This is a genomic window from Xanthomonas euroxanthea, from assembly GCF_903989455.1.
Lineage (GTDB): Bacteria > Pseudomonadota > Gammaproteobacteria > Xanthomonadales > Xanthomonadaceae > Xanthomonas > Xanthomonas euroxanthea.
Window position 1 is genome coordinate 2148355 of sequence record NZ_LR861803.1, and the last position, 20711, is coordinate 2169065.

The following is a 20711-nucleotide window of genomic DNA, read 5'->3' on the forward strand; positions in this document are numbered from 1 at the left end:
CAAGCCGCCATGCAGTGGGAGGTGGAGCCGGGCGGCAACGTCCGTGTCCTGCACGATCACGTGGCCCGTTGACGGTGCCGCGCTAACCAGTCTTCCGTCGTCTTGCGTCCTGGGAGGGATTCAGATGTACAAGTTTTCAAGCCATGCCTCGGCAGGGACGGGCGTGCACGCACGTCGTACCCCGCGTTTGCGTCATTCCGCCATGGCCGTCAGCATCGGGCTGTTGCTCGCCGCACCGGTGTACGCCCAACAGACGCAGTCGCCCCCGACTGCCCCCGTCGGCAATACTGCCGGCAACGCGGTGGATCTGGATGCGGTGGAAGTGCGCGGTGTGCGCGCCAGCCTGATCAAGTCGCAGGTGATCAAGCGCGATGCCAGCCAGATCGTGGATTCGGTCAGTGCCGAGGACATCGGCGCCTTGCCCGACCGCAGCGTCACCGAGACCCTGCAGCGCGTCAGCGGCGTGACCATCGATCACTTTGCCGCGCGCAGTGACCCGGACCATTTCTCCGCCGAAGGCAGTGGCGTGATGATCCGTGGCCTGACCCAGGTGCGCGGCGAACTCAATGGCCGCGACATCTTCAGCGCCGCCAGCGGCCGCGGGCTGAGCTTCGAAGACGTGCCGGCCGAGTTGATGGCCGGGGTGGACGTGTACAAGAACCCCTCGGCGGAAATCATCGAAGGCGGCCTGGGCGGCACGGTCAATCTGCGCACGCGCATGCCGTTCGACAACCCCGGCCGGATCGTCGGTGGCAATGTCGATTACAACTACGGCGACATGAGCAAGAAGTACAAGCCGTCGGCCTCGTTCCTGTTCAGCGACCGCTGGAACACCGGCATCGGCGAAATGGGCTTCATGATCGACGTCGCGCACTCGGAGCTGGCCACGCGCTCGGACGGCATCCAGGTGGAGCCGTACGTGCGGCGCACCGACGAGGCCGTGCTGGCCGGCAGCGGACGCAGCGAGGTGTTCGTGCCAGGCGGGGTGAACTGGCGTCAGCTGGATTTCGAGCGCAAGCGCGACGGCATCGCGGCGGCGTTCCAGTGGAAGCCCAGCGATGCCACCGAGATCTACGCGCAGTTCCTGCGCTCGCGCTACGAAATGAACTGGCAGGAGCGCGCCGCGTTCTTCAACGACAGCAACAACAGCATCACGCCGGCGCCAGGCACGACCTTCGACTACGACGATCGCGGCGGCTTCCTGCGCGGCTCGCCGGTGTCCAGCTCGTGGCGCGGGGTGCTCACCGGCGACGGCGTGCGCTTCAACACCGACAACCGCTATTCCGAACAGCGCACCACCACCACCGACATGTCGGTGGGTTTCAGCCACTTCTTCAACGACAACCTGCAGATCAAGGGCGATATGCAGCTGGTGGAGTCGGAGAACGAACAGCTGGATTTCACCGTGTTCAGTGCGACCTATCTGCCGGGCCTGTCGTATGACGTGTCGGGCAGGTATCCCAGCGTGCAGATCGCCAACCCGGCCTTCCCCCAGGACCCGTCCAACTACTTCTGGGCGGCGGCGATGGACCACCTGGGCAAGAACCGCGGGCGTCAGCTGTCCACGCGCGTGGATCTGGAATACACCTTCGATGACAGCAGCTGGCTGCGCTTTGCGCGCTTCGGCATGCGCGCCACCGACCGCAACCAGATCAACAAGAATTCCGGTTACAACTGGGGCGTGATCTCCGACAACTGGGCCGCCATTCCGGGCACCAGCAACGGCCTGGCCAACATGTCCGAGTTCATGACCGACCAGTCGTCGTTGTTCACCTTCTCCGACTTCTTCCGTGGCGGCGTGAACGTGCCGACCACGCTGGTGGTGCCCAACAGCGGCCTGGTCAACAACTACGCCTCGGCCTCGCAGATGATCCAGCAGATCGTGGCGTTGCGCGGCTACGGCTGGGCGCCGGACACCTATCAGCCGCAGGACACCAACCGGCAGCACGAACGCACCCAGGCCGCCTACGCGGCGCTGTACTTCGGCAACGACGAGGCCTGGGGCGTGCCGGTGGACGGCAACATCGGCATCCGCGTGGTGCAGACCAAGACCCAGGCCGAAGGCTTCGGCCAGTTCCAGAACCTGGCCGGGCTCAATGTCTCGCCGGAACTGCAGGCGCGCTATACCGGGCAGTACTTCGAGAACAACTCGCAGGGCAGCTACACCAACGTACTGCCCAGCCTGAACCTGCGCCTGCGCTTCACCGACAGCCTGCAGTGGCGCTTTGCCGCCTCCAAGGCGATGGCGCGCCCGGACTACACCCAGTTGCAGCCGTATGTATTGCTCAACGTGGAAACCAACGACGCCGGCCAGGCGACCGATTTTGTCGGCACCGCCGGCAACCCGAACCTCAAGCCGATGGTGGCCAACCAGTTCGACACTGCGCTGGAGTGGTACTTCGACACCAGCGACATGCTGTACGCCACGCTGTTCTACAAGAAGGTCAAGGACTACTTCTCCACCCAGACCCGCAGCGAGATCTACGACAACCGTCCCTGGCTGGTGACACGCCCGTACAACATGGACGAGGGCACCATCCGCGGCGCGGAGCTGGGCTATACCCAGTTCTTCGATCAGCTGCCGGGCTGGCTGAGCGGGTTCGGCGTCAATGCCAACTTCACCTTCGTCGACAGCCAGGGCGGCGCCAACACCGCCACCGACCCGTACACCAACACCACCGTCACCGGGGTCGAGCTGCCGCTGGAAGGCCTGTCGCGGCGCAGCTACAACCTGGCCGGCATCTACGAGAAGGGGCCGTTGTCGCTGCGCCTGGCCTACAACTGGCGCTCGCGCTACCTGCTGACTACCAGCGATGCGTCCACCCGTCTGCCCACCTGGGCCGACGACTACGGCCAGCTCGACGGCTCGTTCTTCTACCGCTTCAACGCGCACCTGCAACTGGGCGTGCAGGCCAACAACCTGACCAACACGGTGACCAAGGTGCTGATGGGGCCGACCTCCTACGAAGGCGGTGAAGTGGATCGGCGTCTGTATACGCGCTCTTCCTTCGTCAACGACCGGCGCTACTCGCTGGTGCTGCGCATGAATTGGTAAGCGCAAGCCGTCACGGAACTGCTGTGTCCGGGCTCGCGGAGTTGAGCCCGCTTTTGCCGATACGGCCCGCCGGGTCGGCAATGCCAGACCCGGCGGGTTTGTCGGGGTTGCTATAGTTTTTACGAATAGCTTTCCAGGAATATTTCATTGGTGTGGCACGACGGCGCCGCCCTATGCTCCGGCCGCAGCCGCTAGGTAAGCCTTGTCAGGATTACCACGCATCGCAACCGCCCGGCCTTCCGGTCGTGGGCGGATGCGGGCCAGCACCAACGACGGGCAGGGCGTTCGCGCACCGACCCGCTAAAAAATTAGAAGTACATGCGTCCTGGGAGGGAGCACCATGTCAGTGCAACATCGCCACATTCCGGCAGGCCGGACTGTGGGTCAGCGTTCGATCCGTGATTTCCGCCGCTCCGCGATGGCCCTCAGTGTGGCCACGCTGTTGAGCGCGCAGGCCTACGCGCAGGATGCGACCACCACTGCCGCTCCGGCTCAGGATTCCACCACCCAGCAGCTCGACACCGTGCAGGTCACCGGCACGCGCAGCAGCGTCACCAAGGCGCAGCTGGTCAAGCAGAACGCCGAGCAGATCGTCGATTCGATCGTTGCCGAAGACATCGGCAAGCTGCCCGACAACAACGTCGCCGAGGCGCTGCAGCGCATCTCCGGCATCCAGATCACGCGCAACTACGGCGAAGGCAGCTCGATCGCCATCCGCGGCCTGACCCAGGTGCGTACCGAACTCAATGGCCGTGACATCTTCACCGCCAACGATGGCCGTGGCCTGAGCTTCGAGGACGTGTCGGCCGAACTGCTCGGCGGCGTCAACGTCTACAAGAATCCCTCGGCCGACATGATCGAAGGTGGCCTGGGCGGCACCGTCGACCTGCGCACGCGCCTGCCGTTCGACTACGACGGCCGCAAGATCGCCGGCAGCGTCCAGTACAACTATTACGACCTGGCCGACGACGGCAAGCCGGCGTTCTCGGGCCTGTTCAGCGATCGCTGGCAGACCGGCATCGGCGAGATCGGCCTGCTGGTGAACTACTCGCAGCAGAAGAGCCCGTTCCGCCAGGACACCATCTCGATCGAGCCGTGGTACACGCAGACCGATCTGCCGGGCTATGAAGGCCAGGGCGTGTCGGTGCCGCACGGCGCCGGCATCAACACCACCGTCGGCGAGCGTGAGCGCAAGACCGGTGCGTTCGCGATGCAATGGCGTCCCAACGATGCGGTGGAGGTCTACACGCAGGTGCTGCGTTCGGAATACGACTTCAGCTGGCACGACTATTCGTTCTTCGCCCTGACCGGCGCCAACCCGATGCAGGGCCTGCCCGGCATCGAAGTCAACGACCGCAACGAATTCGTCAACGGCTCGTTCCAGAACGTGCCGACCGAGTCCAACACCAGCCTGACCGAGCGGCATTCGGTGACCACCGATTACTCGCTGGGCGCCAAGTGGACGGTCAACGAGAAGCTGACCCTGAGCACCGACTTCCAGTATGTCGATGCCACCACCACCGGCACGCGCTACATCCTGTCCACCGGTCAGTCCACCAGCCCGCAGTTCAACGTCGACTTCCGCGGCGATCTGCCGCGCCTGTCGGTGACCGATGCCAGCGGCGCGGAAGGCTACCTGGCCGACGTCAACAATTACGACGGCTGGCGCTATCACCTGGACAACAAGGACGACAACAAGGGCACCGAGTTCGCCTGGCGCGCCGACATGGATCTGGCCTTCGACAGCGACTTCGTGCGCAGCTTCAAGGCCGGTGTGCGCTACACCGACCGCGATGCCGAGACCAAGGGCAATATCTATCGCTTCATGTGCATCAACAACTGCGCGGGTGCGCCGTTCTCGCAGTTCCCCAGCGTTGGTGTCGTGACCAATCCGATCACCGATTTCTTCCGCGGTGAAAGCCATGCCTTCGGCCCGACCCTGACCGCGTCCGATGCGGCGGTGGCGAACTATCGGCAGACCCTGGCCACCTTCGGTGCCAGCCCTCTGGAGTTTTCGCCCAACAACATCAACGCGCAGACCGAGAAGACCTACGCGGCCTACGGCGTGTTGCGCTTCGGCGTGGACAGCGATTCGATTCCGTTCGACGGCAACATCGGCGTGCGCGTGGTGCGGACCGAGGTCGGCTCCACCGGCGTGCGTACCGGCACCGACGGCGAGGGCGGCGGCCTGATTCCGGTGGACGCGCAGCAGACCTATACCGACGTGCTGCCGAGCTTGAACCTGCGCTGGATGCTGAGCGATCAGCTGCAGTGGCGTTTTGCCGCCTCGCGCGGTATCTCGCGTCCCACCTTCGATCGCCTCAACCCGAACCTGAGCCTGAGCACCGGCACCTCCAACGGCGCCTCGACCTTCACCGGCAGGGCGGGCAACCCCGATCTGGAACCGGTCAAGGCCGATCAGTTCGACACGGCGCTGGAGTGGTATTTCGGCCAGGGTTCGATGATGTACGGCACCCTGTTCTACAAGAAGGTCGAAGGCTTCATCGCCGACAGCGTGTTCAACGAGGTCTACGACGGCCGCGTGTGGCAGATCACCCGCCCGGTCAATGGCGATGCCGGCAAGATCCGCGGTGCGGAACTGGGCTATACGCAGTTCTTCGACTTCCTGCCGGGCTGGCTGAGCGGCTTCGGCCTGCAGACCAACTACACCTATGTCGACAGCGAGGCGCCGAGCCCCACCGCCACCGACACCAACGGCCAGGCGCTGACCGTGCCGCTGGAAGGCCTGTCCAAGAACAGCTACAACGCGATCCTCAGCTACGAAACCTCGCGCTTCCAGGGCCGTGTGGCCTACAACTGGCGCAGCGACTGGCTGGTGACCACCGCAGGCAACGGCACCGGCAATCTGCCGGTCTACAACAAGGGCTTCGGCCAGCTGGATGCCTCGCTGCGTTTCAACATCAATGATGTGTGGTCGATTTCGCTCGATGGCGTGAACCTGCTCGATACCCGGCGCGAAAGCTACCTGGGGACCGAGTCGCGCTACCGCGACTTCGTGATCAACGATCGTCGGTATGGCCTGACCTTGCGGGCCAGCCTGTAGAACGCGCCGTAGGAAGTGCGTCGCCGGTTCGGCGAGCTGTGCAGGCAGCCCGTCGGACCGGTGTTTTTCCTATCGACGGCGCGCCGTCGATCGCAAGGGAGCCGGAGGAATGATCGCTGTAATCGATCCGCCTACTGTGCGCCGCGTTACCGCAGCGATGCGGCCGGTCCGTGCGTGGCTGGCACTGCTGTTGCTGTTGCCATTTTCGATCCTGCCGCTGCAGGCTGCCGATCCGGCGGTGCAGGGGCCTTACCAGTGGCGCAGCGTCGCCATTGGCGGTGGCGGATTCGTCACCGGTGTGCTGTTCCATCCCGCCGAGCGCGATCTTGCGTATGCACGTACCGATGTCGGTGGTGCGTACCGCTGGGATGGGCGCGCGCAGCAGTGGGTGGCGCTGACCGATTGGCTGGGCGCCGACGACTGGAATCTGATGGGGATCGACGCGTTTGCGGTCGATCCTGCCGACCCGCAGGCGCTGTATCTGGCTGCGGGCACCTACATGCACGAACGTGCCGGCAATGCCGCGCTGCTGCGCTCGTTCGATCGCGGCCGCAGTTTCGAGCGTGCCGCGCTGCCGTTCAAACTCGGCGGCAATCAACTGGGCCGGTCCAATGGCGAACGCCTGGCGGTGGACCCGCACGACGGCCGTGTGCTGTTGCTGGGCTCACGCGATGCGGGCCTGTGGCGCAGCGACGATCGCGGCGCGCACTGGGCGCGGGTGGACGCATTTCCTGCCGAGGCCCTGGCAGGTGCAACCGCGCGCAATCATGTCGGACGCGAACAGGCAGTGGGCATTGCCTTTGTCGTCTTCGATGCCGCCAGTGGCCGCGCCGGTCGGCCGACCCCGCGCATCTATGTCGGCGTGTCCACCGCGCAGACCAGCCTGTATGTCTCCGACGACGCCGGCCGCAGCTGGTCGGCAGTGGCCGGGCAACCCAGGGGCCTGCGTCCCAGCCATATGGCCGGTGGCAGCGATGGGCAGTGGTACCTGAGCTACGGCGACCAGCCCGGCCCGGATCTGATGGCCGGTGGCGCGCTGTGGAAGTACACCCCGGCACTGGCGCGTTGGAGCGAGATCAGCCCGATCGCGCAGCCGGCCAGCGGCGATGGCTTCGGCTGGGGCGCGGTGGCGGTGGATCCGCAACAGCCGCAGGTGCTGCTGGCCAGCACGTTCCGCCGTCGTAGCCCGCGCGATGAGCTGTTCCGCAGCGTCGATGGGGGGCGCAGCTGGACGCCATTGCTGGCTCGCGCGCAGTTCGATCACGGCGATGCGCCGTGGACCGCGCACGCCACGCCGCACTGGATGGGCGCGCTGGCGATCGATCCGTTCGACAGCAACCACGCCCTGTTCGTCACCGGCTACGGCATCTGGGCCTCGCGCAATCTGCAGCAGTTCTCTGCGCAGCAGCCGTTGCAGTGGTGGTTCCAGGATCGCGGGCTGGAAGAGACCGTGCCGCTGGATCTGCTCAGCCCGATGGCCGGCGCGCATCTGCTCAGCGCACTCGGCGATATCGACGGTTTTCGGCACGACGATCTGGAACGTGCGCAGCTGCAGTACGCCGGCCCGCGCCTGACCAATGGCGAAAGCATCGACGCCGCCGGGCAGGCCGCGCAGTGGGTGGTGCGCAGCGGCACCGTGCGCGATCGCCGCAACAACGAGATTCGTGCGCTGTATTCGCGCGATGGCGGCGCGCAGTGGACGGCATTCGCCAGCGAGCCGCCGGCCGGGCAGGGCGCCGGCACCATCGCCATTGCCGCCGATGCCTCGCAGGTGGTGTGGGCGCCGGACGCCGGCGGCAACTGGCGCACAGCCGATTTCGGCAAGCACTGGCAGCGTGTAGAGGGGCTGCCCGAGACCGCGGTGGCAGTGGCCGATCGCGTTGATGCACGGCGCTGGTACGCGGTGGATACCGCCAGCGGGCGCCTGTTCGAAAGCCGCGATGGCGCAGCGAGCTTCCGCGACACCGGTGCCCAGGTCGGCAGCCCGGCGCGCGACGAGCGTGCGCGGCCGCAGCTGCGCCCGGATCCATGGCGGGCGGGGGTGGTGTATCTGGCCAGCCCCACGCTGGGCGTGATGCGCTGGCAGGGCGGGCGTTTGCAGACCTTGTCCAAACCGGACCAGGCGCGTTCGCTGGGCATCGGCAAGGCGCTGCACGCGGGCGCACCGCCGGCGCTGTATCTGGCCGGCCGCGTGGATGGGGTGGACGGCGTGTTCCGCTCCGACGACGAAGGCGCGCAGTGGTTGCGCATCAACGACGACGCGCACCGGTTCGGCAAGCCGTACAGCGTCACCGGCGATCCGCGCATCCCCGGGCGCGTGTACTTCGCCACCGGTGGGCGTGGCATCTTCTACGGCGATCCACGATGAGCGCTGCGTCGCTGCGCGCGTCATCGCGCTGTCTTACCGTGTACGGCGGCGTGCGTCGTCGTATCGCTGCGCGCCGATTGGTCGCGCCGTCCCTGGAGATCATTGCATGAGCGCTTCCCTTATCTGTCGTGGCTGCCTGTTGGGCCTGGTCCTGGCCAGCCCCGCCGCATTGGCACAACCGAGCTTGCCGTTGCTGTTTGCCGATGGCGCGGTACTGCAGCGCGATCAGGCCATGCCGGTGTGGGGCTGGGCAACCCCGGGCGCTGCCATCACGGTGCGGTTCGACGGCAAGCAGGCCACTGCCAATACCGACGCGCAGGGGCAGTGGAGGGTTCGCCTGCCCGCGCACAGCGCCGGTGGCCCGTACGTGCTGAGCGTGCAGGGCGACGGCGGCCAATTGCAGGTGCGCGATGTGCTGGTCGGCGATGTGTGGCTGGCCAGCGGGCAATCCAACATGGAGTGGCCGTTGGCGCAGGCCAGCGATGGTCCGCAGGCGGTGGCCGCGGCCAACGACCCGCAGTTGCGGCACTTCAAGGTGCCCAAGTCGTGGTCGCTGCAGCCGGAAGCGCGCCTGACCGGCGGCGACTGGAAGGCTGCCACGCCGGACAACGCCGGCGAGTTCACCGCAGTGGGGTATTTCTTCGCCAGGGAGCTGCGCGCCAGCACCGGCGTGCCGATCGGCATCGTCAACAGCACCTGGGGCGGCAGCGCGATCGAGGCGTGGATGGACGCGGCCTCGCTGGGCTTGAATGGCGAGAAGAACCAGGGCGCGATCGAGGCGATCAAGCAGCGCGATGCTGCCGCGCAGGCCGCCACCGGCAAGCGCATCGCGCGCTGGCCCAAGGTCGATGGCGACATGCCGCAGTGGCGCCAAGCGTCGTTCGACGACAGCGACTGGGACAGCATCCCGACCAGCCAGCAATGGGAATCCAGCGGCTATGACGGCATGGACGGCATCGCCTGGTATCGCACCACGGTCACCCTGAGCGCTGCCGAGGCCAAGGCCGGTATCGAACTGGGCGTGGGCCAGATCGACGACTCGGACATCACCTACGTCAATGGCCAGCAGGTCGGCACGACCGAAAAACAGTGGAACCTGCCGCGCGTCTACCAGGTGCCTGCCTCCGCCTTGCATGCAGGCGTCAACCACATCGCGGTGCGGGTGGAAGATCTCAGTGGTGGCGGCGGCATGCATGGCCCGGACGCGCAGCGCTTCGTGCAGACCGGCGCCGGTGCCAAGCGCGCGTTGGGCGGCTGGAAGTTCCGTCCCGCCGCCGTGCGCGTGTCGCTGGCCGACAACAAGAATCAGCTGCCCACGCTGCTGTACAACCAGATGATCCATCCGCTGCAGCCGTTCCCGGTCAAGGGCGTGATCTGGTACCAGGGCGAAACCAATGCCAGTGAGGCCGGCGCGGTGAAATACCGCGCGCAGTTCGCCGCGATGATCCAGCAATGGCGCGCCGAGCGCGGCGCGAAAACGCTGCCGTTCCTGTGGGTGCAGCTGGCCAACTTCAAGGCCGGTGGCGACAGGGGCGAGCTGAGCCCGTGGGCGCTGTTGCGCGAGTCGCAGTCCAAGACGCTGGCGCTGCCGGCAACCGGGCAGGCGGTGATCATCGATATCGGCAACCCCACCGACATCCATCCGACCAACAAGCGCGATGTCGGCCATCGACTTGCGATTGCTGCACGTCATGTGGCGTACGGCGAAACGCTGGTGTACAGCGCGCCGGTGTTCAAGCAGGCACGCTTTGACCAGGGCCAGGCCGTGCTGCGCTTCGACCTGCAGGGCAGTGCCTTGCAGGTGCGAAATGGTGGCGATGTGCAGGGCTTCCGCGTCGCCGGTGCCGACAAACACTTCCATCCGGCCACCGCGCGCATCGACGGCGATCGGGTAATCGTGCGCAGCGACGCGGTGGCTGCACCGGTCGCGGTGCGTTACGGCTGGAGCGAAAACCCGGAAGACGCCAACCTGGTCAATCGCGAACACCTTCCTGTTTCCCCCTTCCGCACCGATACCTGGTGACACGGAGTCTTATGTCCATGCATTCCCCCGTTGCACGTGTGATTACTCCTTCCCCTGCACGCCGCTGCCTGCGTCCGCTGCTGCTGTCCGCGCTGACGCTGGCCCTGGCTGCGTGCCAATCCGGCGAGCAGGACGACAAAGCCAAGCCGGCCGCAGTCGCACCGACTGCCGGTACCGCAGCGACCGCACCTGCCACGGCAGCGGCGCCGGCTGCGCAGACGTCGATGCCGCAGTTCGTCAGCAAGGACGGCAAGCACGCATTGATGGTCGATGGGGCGCCGTTCCTGATCCTGGGCGCGCAGGTCAACAACTCCAGCAACTATCCCGGCGTGATGGACAAGGTGTGGCCGGCGATGCAGGTGCTGGGCCCCAACACCGTGCAGGTGCCGATCGCCTGGGAGCAGGTCGAGCCGGAAGAAGGCAAGTTCGATTTCTCCTTCGTCGATACGCTGCTCACGCAAGCGCGCGAGCACAAGGTGCGGCTGGTGCTGCTGTGGTTTGCGACCTGGAAGAACAACGGCCCGGCGTACGCGCCGCACTGGGTCAAGACCGACAACCAGCGCTTCCCGCGCGTGGTGACGCGCGAGGGCAAGGCGATCGGGTCGCTGTCGCCGCATGCGCAGGCCACCCTGGATGCCGACCGCGAGGCCTTCGTGGCCTTCATGCAACATCTGAAGCAGGTCGATCCGCAGCACACCGTGATCATGATCCAGCCCGAGAACGAGCCGGGCACCTACGGCAGCGTGCGTGATTTCTCGCCGATGGCGCAGAAGCTGTTCGACGGCCCGGTGCCGGACGCACTGCTCAAGCGCCTGAACAAGCAGCCGGGCAGCTGGGCACAGGTGTTCGGTGCCGATGCGGACGAGATCTTCCATGCCTGGTCGATCGGTCGCTACATCGACCAGGTGGCCGAGGCCGGCAAGGCCGAATACCCGTTGCCGATGTACGTCAATGCCGCGCTGCGCGGCCCGTTCAATCCCGGCCAGCCCGGCCAGTACGCCAGCGGCGGCCCCACCGACAACGTGCTGGACGTGTGGAAGGCGGCCGGCCCGCATATCGATCTGCTGGCGCCGGATATCTACATGCCCGAGTACCGCACCTACACCACGGTGCTGGAACGCTACGCCCGCCCGGACAATGCGCTGTTCGTCGCCGAAACCGGCAACCGCCCCGAATACGCACGTTACCTGTTCCCCGCGCTGGGCCATGACGGCATCGGCTGGTCGGCGTTCGGCATGGACTACACGCGGTACTCCAACTATCCGCTGGGCGCCAAGCACGTCAACGAAGAAACCCTGGCGCCGTTCGCGCTGGGTTTCGAGCTGGTCAAGCGCGGCATGCGCCCGTTCGCCAAGGCCGCCTCCGAAGGCAAGCTGCACGGCACCGCCGAAGAGCCCGGCCAGGCGGTGCAGGAGCTGAAGCTCAACGACCGCTGGAGCGCCACCATCACCTACGGCGTGCCGCAGTTCTGGTTCAAGGGCGAGCCGCCGGGCAACCCCGAGCCGATCGGTGCGGCGTTGATCGCCGAGTTGGGTCCGGACGAATTCCTGGTCACCGGCTATCACGTGCGCGTGACCCTGCATCCGGCCAGCGAGGCGACCGCCAACATGCTCTACGACCGTGTCGAGGAAGGCGTCTACGAAGGCAGCGACTGGAAGTTCGAGCGCAACTGGAACGGCGACCAGACCGATTACGGAGTCAACTTTTCCAGCGCGCCGCAGCTGCTGAAGATCAAGCTGGCCACCTACAAATAAGCCTGCTTGGCCGCGTGCTGCACAGCCCGACCGCTGCGCAGCACGCGGTCCGTCAGGTTGAATCCAATGAACCATGCGCTGCCGCCCCCGCGGCACCGTTTCGTAATTCCAAGGGAGTGAACATGCAAACCATCAACCGTTCCGCCGGCCATGCGCCTGCCACCCGACGTACACCGCTTGCCCAGTGCCTGGCGTTGTCGCTGGCCTTGCTGGCCAATGCCGCGCACGCACAGGAAGTGCGCAAGGCCGCCGACGGCGTCACCGTGGTGCCGAGCGCCAAGGGCGCCGCACCGGTACGTCTGCAGGTCGTCGACGCCGGCATCATCCGCGTCAGTGCCGACCCGGATGGCGACTTCGCCCGCAGCCCCAGCCTGATGCGCGTGCCGGTGCAAGGCGATGGCAGCTTCCAGCTGGCCGAACAGCGCGACAGCGTGCAGCTGAAGACCGGCAAGGTCACCGCCACCGTGTCCACCGTCGATGGCCATGTCAGCTTCGCCGATGCCAATGGCAAGCCGGTGTTGTCGGAAGTGGCCGGCGGGCGCAGCTTTGCGCCGCTGAAGGTGGAAGGCAAGCAGTACCTGAGCGTGCGTCAACGCTTCCAGTCGCCCGACGACGAAGCGCTGTACGGCTTCGGCCAGCACCAGCAGGGCTGGATGAACCAGAAGGGCCGCAACGTCGAGCTGCAGCAGAACAACATCGACATGGCGGTGCCCTACCTGGTGTCCAGCCGCAACTACGGCCTGCTGTGGGACAACAACTCGATCAGTCGCCTGGGCGACCCGCGTGGCCTGCAGCCGCTGCCCAAGACGCTGAAGTTGTACGACGCCAAGGGCAAGGCCGGTGCGCTGACCGCGCGTTATGCGGTCAATGGCAAGCAGATCGTCGAACGTCGCGAGAGCGAGGTGAACTACCAGTACCTCAGCGACTTGACCAAGTATCCGAAGAAGGCGATCACCAAGGACAAGAACAGCCGCATGCAGGTCACCTGGGAGGGGCAGATCGAAGCACTCACCGGTGGCGAGCACACCTTCTCGCTGTATTCGAGCGAGTACGCCAAGCTGTACGTGGACGGCAAGCTGATCGTCGATCGCTGGCGCCAGAACTGGAACCCGTGGAATCACGAGTTCAAACTGGCGCTGGAGCCGGGCACGCGCCACACCGTCAAGGTCGAGTGGGACCTGATCGACCCCAGCTACATCGCGCTGCTGCATCGCGACCCGCTGCCGGCCGCCGAAGCGAAGGACCTGTCGCTGTGGTCCGAAGCCGGCCAGATGATCGACTACTACTTCGTCTCCGCCGATTCCTACGACCAGGCCGTGGCCGGCTATCGCGAACTCACCGGCAAGTCGGTGATGCTGCCCAAGTGGGCGTATGGCTTCTGGCAGAGCCGCGAGCGTTACAAGAGCCAGGACGAGCTGGTCGGCGCGGTGGCCGAGTACCGCAAGCGCAAGCTGTCGCTGGACAACATCGTGCTCGACTGGTCGTACTGGCCCGAGAATGCCTGGGGCTCGCACGATTTCGACCCGCAGCACTTCCCCGATCCGGACGGCATGGTCAAGGCCGTGCATGACATGCATGCGCAGATCATGATTTCGATCTGGCCCAAGTTCTATCCCACCACCGCCAACTACAAGGAACTGGACGCGGCCGGTTTCATGTACAAGCGCAATGTCGAAGTCGGTGAGCTGGACTGGATCGGCAAGGGTTACAAGAACTCGTTCTACGATCCGTATTCGGAAAAGGCCCAGGCGATCTACTGGCGCCAGGTCAACGAAAAGCTCAACAGCAAGGGCTTCGATGCCTGGTGGATGGACGCCGACGAACCGGACGTGCATTCCAACCTGGACATCGGCGAGCGCAAGGCACGCACCACGCCCAATGCGCTGGGCTCGTCCACCGAGTACTTCAATTCCTATCCGCTGCCGCACACCCATGGCGTGTACGTGGGCGACCGCGCGGCCGACGACAAGCGCGTGTTCATCCTCTCGCGCAAGGGCTATGCCGGCACCCAGCGCAATGCGGTGGCGGTGTGGAGCGGCGACATCGTCTCGCGCTGGGACGACATGCGCGACCAGATCTCCGGTGGCGTCAACATGGCGCTGTCGGGCCTGCCCAACTGGACCTTCGACATCGGCGGTTTTGCGGTGGAGAAGCGCTACGAGAACCAGGACCCGGCGCATCTGCCGGAATGGCGTGAGCTCAACACGCGCTGGTTCCAGTTCGGTGCGTTCGTGCCGATCTTCCGCTCGCATGGTCAGTTCCCGTACCGCGAAATCTGGAACATCGCCCCGGAAGGCACGCCGTTCTACGAGAGCATGGCGTACTACAACCGCCTGCGTTACGCGTTGCTGCCGTACATCTACAGCCTGGCCGGCGATACCTACCAGCGCGATGGCGTGATCATGCGCGGCATGATGATGGACTTCCCCAACGACGCGAAGGCGCGCGACATCAACGACCAGTACCTGTTCGGCCCGGCGTTCCTGGTCGCACCGGTCACCCGCTTCGGCGCCACCTCGCGTCAGGTCTATCTGCCGGCCGGCAGCAGCTGGCTGGATTTCGCCACCGGCAAGCGCTACGAGGGCGGCCAGAGCATCGAGGCGGCCGCGCCGATCGAGCGCATGCCGTTGTTCGTGCGCGCAGGCTCCATCGTGCCGACCGGCCCGGTGCAGGAATACGTGGATCAGAAGCCGGATGCGCCGCTCACCGTGGTGGTCTACACCGGCGCCGATGGCCAGTTCTCGCTGTATGAGGACGACGGCAAGGGCTACGGCTACGAGAAGGGCGAGTTCAGCCGCATCCCGTTGGTCTGGAACCAGGTCAAGGGCGAGCTGAGCATCGGCAAGCGCGAGGGCAGCTGGACCGGCATGCAGGCCAAGCGCACCATCAACGTGCGCTTCGTCGATGGCCCGCGCGACGACGCCGGTGCGCTCGAGCCCAAGACCGATACCAGCATCCAGTACGACGGCAAGCCGGTCAGCGTGTTGCAGCGCAAGATTGCGTCCGGCAAAGCGCGTCGTCGATGATCGCAGGCTGTCTTCAGTCGATGAGCAAGCAGATGCCGGAACGCCGCAAGGCAGTCGCGGGCGGTTCCGGTGATGCCGCACGGCGGTGGCCGTGCTGACCCGTCGTGAACTGTGCAAGGCAACCGGGGCCGCGATTGCGGTCCTGGGCGCCGCACCGGTTGCCGTGCAGGCTGCTGCATCGTCCAGACACGCCGCGTTGCCGGTCGCGGCGCCCGCCGATGCCTTGCAGCTGTGGTACCGCGAACCGGCCAACGAGTGGGTGCAGGCGCTGCCGGTCGGCAACGGCCGGCTGGGCGCGATGGTGTGGGGCGGCATTGCCCACGAGCGCCTGCAACTCAACGAGGACACGCTGTACGCAGGCGGCCCGTACGATGCCACCAGCCCCGACGCGCTGGCGGCGCTGCCACAGGTGCGCGCGCTGGTGTTTGCCGGGCGCTATGCCGAGGCCGAAACACTGGCCGACGCCAAGCTGCTCTCGCGTCCGCTCAAGCAGATGCCGTATCAACCGCTGGGCGATCTGCTGCTGGACTTCGATCGTGCCGACGGCATCAGCGAGTATCGCCGCCAGCTCGATCTGGATACCGGCGTGGCCACCACCACCTTCCGCTCCGGCGGTGCGCTACATCGGCGCGAGGTGTTCGTGTCGGCGCAGTCGCAATGCATCGTGGTGCGCCTGTCCTGCGATCGGCCACGCGCAATTTCCCTGCGCGTGGGCATCGACAGCCCGCAGACCGGCGAGGTCACGGTGGAGCAGGGCGGGTTGCTGTTCAGCGGCCGCAACGGCAGCTTTGCCGGCATCGAGGGCAAGCTGTGTTTTGCCTTGCGCGTGCTGCCGCAGGTCAAGGGCGGCACGCTCAGCGGTCTGCGCGACCGTCTGCGCATCGAAGCGGCCGATGAAGTGGTGCTACTGCTCACCGCCGCCACCAGCTACCAACGCTACGACGCTGTCGATGGCGACCCGCTCGCGCTGACCGCGGCAAGCATGCAGAGGGCGGGCAAACTGGATTACGCCGCATTGCTGCGTGCGCATCTGGCCGATCACCAGCGGCTGTTCCGGCGCGTGGCGATCGACCTGGGCAGCAGCGACGCAGCCAAGCTGCCCACCGACGAACGTGTGCAGCGTTTTGCACAGGGCAACGACCCGGCGCTGGCCGCGCTGTATCACCAGTTCGGCCGTTACCTGCTGATCTGCAGCTCGCGGCCCGGCACCCAGCCGGCCAATCTGCAGGGCATCTGGAACGACCTGATGCAGCCGCCGTGGGAAAGCAAGTACACCATCAACATCAACACCGAGATGAACTACTGGCCCAGCGAGGCCAACGCGCTGCACGAGTGCGTCGAACCGCTGGAAGCCATGCTGTTCGATCTGGCCAAAACCGGCGCGCACACCGCGCGCGCGATGTACGACGCACCGGGTTGGGTGGTGCACAACAACACCGATCTGTGGCGCCAGGCCGGGCCGATCGATGGCGCCAAGTGGAGCCTGTGGCCGATGGGCGGCGTCTGGCTGCTGCAACAGCTATGGGATCGCTGGGATTACGGCCGCGACCGTGCCTATCTGGGCAGGATCTATCCCCTGTTCAAGGGCGCGGCGGAGTTCTTCGTCGCCACGCTGGTCAAGGATCCGCAGACCGGTGCGATGGTGACCAACCCCTCGATGTCGCCGGAAAACCAGCATCCGTTCAACGCCGCGCTGTGTGCCGGCCCCACCATGGATGCGCAGCTGCTGCGCGATCTGTTCGCCCAATGCATCGCGATGAGCAAGCTGCTCAAGGTCGACGCTGCCTTCGCGCAACAACTGAGCACGCTGCGCGAGCAATTGCCGCCCAACCGCATCGGCAAGGCAGGGCAGCTGCAGGAGTGGCAGCAGGACTGGGACATGCAGGCGCCGGAGATCCATCACCGCCACGTCTCGCATCTGTACGCGCTGCATCCATCCAGCCAGATCAATCTGCGCGATACGCCCGAGCTTGCCGCCGCCGCAAGGCGCACGCTGGAAACCCGTGGCGACAACACCACCGGCTGGGGCATCGGCTGGCGGCTGAACCTGTGGGCGCGGCTGGCCGATGGCGAGCATGCCTACCGCATCCTGCAACTGCTGATCTCGCCCGAACGCACCTACCCGAATCTGTTCGACGCGCATCCGCCGTTCCAGATTGACGGCAACTTCGGCGGCACAGCCGGCATCACCGAAATGCTGCTGCAAAGCTGGGGCGGCAGCGTGTTTCTGCTGCCCGCCCTGCCCAAGGCCTGGCCGCGCGGCAGTGTGCGGGGCTTGCGCGTGCGCGGCGGCGCCAGCGTGGATCTGCACTGGGACGGCGGTCGCCTGCAGCAGGCCCGCGTGCACAGCGATCGTGGTGGGCGCTATCAACTGTCTTACGCAGGGCAGACCCTGGACCTGGAACTGGGCGCCGGTCGCACCCAGCAGGTGGGCCTCAACAACAACCGATTGGTGATGCAATGAGCTTGTACGTAGGACTGGATGTGGGCACGCAGAGCGTCAAGCTGGTCGCCTACGATCCGCAGGAGCGCGCCGTGGTCGCCACGATCGCCGCGCCGATGGAGCTGATCAGCCGCGACGATGGCACGCGCGAGCAGCAGGCGCAGTGGTGGATCGACGGCATCGTGCATTGCTTCGCCCAGCTCGATGGCGAGCAGCGTGCACGGGTGCGCGGTATTTCGGTCTCCGGCCAGCAGCACGGCTTCGTGCCGGTGGCCGCCGATGGCAGCGTCACCGCGCCGGTCAAGCTGTGGTGCGACACCAGCACCGCGCTGGAATGCGACGAAATCATGGACGCGGTGGGTGGTGCGGCAGGCAGCGTGGCCGCCGCCGGCAACCCGATCATGGCCGGCTACACCGCTTCCAAATTGCCGTGGACACGCAAGCATCGTCCCGAGGCGTATGCAGCGATGACCACGGTGATGCTGCCGCACGACTACGTGAACTTCTGGCTCACCGGCGAGCGCTTTGCCGAAGTCGGCGATGCCTCCGGCACCGGCTGGCTGGACGTGCGTACACGGCAGTGGTCCGAACGCATGCTCGGCGCGGTGGACGCACAGCGCGACCTGCGCGATGCATTGCCGCCGCTGGTGGAGACCGGCGCGGTCTATGCCTTGTCCGACGCAGCCGCCGACGCATTGAACCTGCCGGCCGGCGTGCGTGTCACCACCGGCGGCGGCGACAACATGATGGCCGCGATCGGCACCGGCAACGTGGTGCCCGGTCGCCTGACCATGAGCCTGGGCACCTCGGGCACCTTGTTCGCCTACGCCGATCACCCGGTGGTGGACGAGGACGCACGCTGGGCCGCGTTCTGTTCGTCCAGCGGCGGCTGGCTGCCGCTGATCTGCACCATGAACTGCACCGTCGCCACCGAGGCGGTGATGCGCATGTTCTCGATCACCCGCGAGCAGACCGAGGCCTTGATCGCCAGCACCACGCCGGGCGCCGATGGCCTGGTGCTGCTGCCGTTCTTCAACGGCGAGCGCACGCCCAATTTGCCGGACGCCCGCGGCTGCCTGTTCGGCATGGACCTGCACAACACCACCGCCGCGCATTTCTATCGCGCCGCGATGGAAGGGGCGACCTACAGCCTGCGCAACGGCTTCGATGCCTTTGTCGCGGCGGGTCTGCAGTTCGACACCATCCTGCTCACCGGCGGCGGCAGCAAGAGCGCGCAATGGCGGCAGATGGTGGCCGATATCTTCAATCTGCAGGTCGTGGTGCCGACCCAGCCCGAAGGCGCTGCCTTCGGTGCCGCATTGCAGGCCCTGTGGGCCTGTGATCGCGACGACGGCGGTGCGGACGCATTGTCGGATGTGGTGCTGGAGCATCTGCAGATCGACCAGGACCTGTCGGCGCGCCCGGATCCGCAGCGTGTGGCCCAGTACCAGCAGCACTACCAGAGCTTCCTCAAGCACCTGCAGGTGGTCAGCCCGCTCTACGCCGGCTGATCGACCCGCTTTCTACGACTCCCCCAGCAGCAAGGACATTCCACCCCATGAGCAACACCGTCTACATCGGCGCCAAGGAATATTTCCCCGGTATCGGCAAGATCGGCTTCGAAGGCCGCGACTCGGACAACCCGCTGGCCTTCAAGGTCTACGACGCCAACAAGCAGATCGGCGACAAGACCATGGCCGAGCATCTGCGCTTTGCCGTGGCCTACTGGCACAGCTTCTGCGGCAATGGCGCCGATCCGTTCGGCCCGGGCACGCGCGCGTATCCGTGGGATATCGGCAACACCGCGTTGGACCGTGCCGAAGCCAAGGCCGATGCCGCGTTCGAATTCTTCACCAAGCTCGGCGTGCCGTATTACTGCTTCCACGACATCGACCTGTCGCCGGATGCCGACGACATCGGCGAGTACGAGCGCAACCTCACCCACATGGTCGGCATCGCCAAGCAGCGCCAGGCCGACACCGGCGTCAAGCTGTTGTGGGGCACCGCCAACCTGTTCTCGCACCCGCGCTACATGAACGGCGCATCGACCAACCCGGACTTCAACGTGGTGGCGCGTGCGGCGGTGCAGGTCAAGGCCGCGATCGATGCCACCGTCGAGCTGGGTGGCGAGAACTACGTGTTCTGGGGCGGCCGCGAGGGCTATGCCTGCCTGCACAACACCCAGATGAAGCGCGAGCAGGACAACATGGCGCGCTTTCTGACCCTGGCACGCGACTACGGCCGTGCGATCGGCTTCCAAGGCAACTTCCTGATCGAGCCCAAGCCGATGGAGCCGATGAAGCACCAGTACGACTTCGACAGCGCCACGGTGATCGGCTTCCTGCGCCAGCACGGCCTGGACCAGGACTTCAAGCTCAATATCGAAGCCAACCATGCCACGCTGTCGGGCCATAGCTTCGAGCACGACCTGCAGGTGGCAGCCGATGCCGGCCTGCTCGGCAGCATCGATGCCAACCGCGGCAACCCGCAGAACGGCTGGGATACCGACCAGTTCCCGACCGACCTGTACGACACCGTCGGCGCCATGCTGGTGGTGCTGCGCCAGGGCGGGCTGGCACCGGGCGGGCTGAATTTCGATGCCAAGGTGCGCCGCGAGTCGTCCGATCCGCAGGACCTGTTCCTGGCACACATCGGCGGCATGGACGCGTTCGCCCGCGGGCTGGAAGTGGCCAATGCGCTGCTGACGTCCTCGCCGCTGGAGCAGTGGCGCGCCGAGCGTTACGCCAGCTTCGACAGCGGCGCGGGTGCGGAGTTTGCCAACGGCAGCAGCACGCTGGTGGATCTGGCCCAGTACGCGGCCGGCAACGAACCCAAGCAACTCAGCGGCCGCCAGGAAGCCTACGAGAACCTGATCAACCAGTATCTGACGCGTTGATGTCCCGTGGCCGGCGGCGCAGTGCGCGTCGCCGGCCGATGTCGGCCGCCCCCGTGGCCGCTCCTTTGCATGCTTCCAGGTG

Annotated in this window: 9 protein-coding genes; all 9 read left to right on the top strand. The window is 66.0% G+C overall.

Annotated features, from left to right (window positions below):
* Window positions 1-124: 124 nt before the first annotated feature.
* Window positions 125-3055 (top strand): TonB-dependent receptor, encoded by a 2931-nt coding sequence (locus tag H7A86_RS09275; protein ID WP_119132143.1) that lies wholly within the window; start codon window positions 125-127, stop codon window positions 3053-3055.
* Window positions 3056-3395: 340 nt separating this feature from the next.
* Window positions 3396-6119, top strand: a complete 2724-nt coding sequence (locus H7A86_RS09280) for a TonB-dependent receptor (RefSeq protein WP_104648544.1) — start codon at window positions 3396-3398, stop codon at window positions 6117-6119.
* 109 nt (window positions 6120-6228) lie between these two features.
* Complete coding sequence (locus H7A86_RS09285) at window positions 6229-8487, top strand: WD40/YVTN/BNR-like repeat-containing protein (protein ID WP_119132142.1); 2259 nt, start codon at window positions 6229-6231, stop codon at window positions 8485-8487.
* A 106-nt stretch (window positions 8488-8593) separates the two neighbouring features.
* Complete coding sequence (locus H7A86_RS09290) at window positions 8594-10510, top strand: sialate O-acetylesterase (RefSeq protein ID WP_119132141.1); 1917 nt, start codon at window positions 8594-8596, stop codon at window positions 10508-10510.
* Window positions 10511-10593: 83 nt separating this feature from the next.
* On the top strand, window positions 10594-12264 hold the full coding sequence (gene galD / locus H7A86_RS09295) for a GH35 family beta-galactosidase GalD (RefSeq protein WP_119132414.1): 1671 nt from the start codon (window positions 10594-10596) through the stop codon (window positions 12262-12264).
* 122 nt (window positions 12265-12386) lie between these two features.
* Window positions 12387-15290, top strand: a complete 2904-nt coding sequence (locus tag H7A86_RS09300) for a TIM-barrel domain-containing protein (protein WP_119132140.1) — start codon at window positions 12387-12389, stop codon at window positions 15288-15290.
* Window positions 15291-15381: 91 nt separating this feature from the next.
* The gene (locus tag H7A86_RS09305; protein WP_180708096.1) at window positions 15382-17754 is read left to right on the top strand and encodes a glycoside hydrolase family 95 protein; all 2373 of its coding nucleotides are present in this window, start codon (window positions 15382-15384) and stop codon (window positions 17752-17754) included.
* Complete coding sequence (gene xylB / locus H7A86_RS09310; RefSeq protein WP_119132138.1) at window positions 17751-19244, top strand: xylulokinase; 1494 nt, start codon at window positions 17751-17753, stop codon at window positions 19242-19244. Before H7A86_RS09305 ends, xylB begins: the two co-directional genes overlap by 4 nt.
* A gap of 47 nt (window positions 19245-19291) precedes the next feature.
* Entirely contained in the window at window positions 19292-20629 is a 1338-nt protein-coding gene (xylA, locus tag H7A86_RS09315) for a xylose isomerase (RefSeq protein ID WP_180708097.1), read from the top strand.
* Window positions 20630-20711 lie beyond the last annotated feature (82 nt).

Bases quoted from the DNA above. Each gene is read 5' to 3' on its own strand.
- xylB (WP_119132138.1), top strand. From the start codon at position 17,751: ATGAGCTTGTACGTAGGACTGGATGTGGGCACGCAGAGCGTCAAGCTG.
- H7A86_RS09300 (WP_119132140.1), top strand. From the start codon at position 12,387: ATGCAAACCATCAACCGTTCCGCCGGCCATGCGCCTGCCACCCGACGT.
- H7A86_RS09285 (WP_119132142.1), top strand. From the start codon at position 6,229: ATGATCGCTGTAATCGATCCGCCTACTGTGCGCCGCGTTACCGCAGCG.
- H7A86_RS09290 (WP_119132141.1), top strand. From the start codon at position 8,594: ATGAGCGCTTCCCTTATCTGTCGTGGCTGCCTGTTGGGCCTGGTCCTG.
- H7A86_RS09275 (WP_119132143.1), top strand. From the start codon at position 125: ATGTACAAGTTTTCAAGCCATGCCTCGGCAGGGACGGGCGTGCACGCA.
- xylA (WP_180708097.1), top strand. From the start codon at position 19,292: ATGAGCAACACCGTCTACATCGGCGCCAAGGAATATTTCCCCGGTATC.
- H7A86_RS09280 (WP_104648544.1), top strand. From the start codon at position 3,396: ATGTCAGTGCAACATCGCCACATTCCGGCAGGCCGGACTGTGGGTCAG.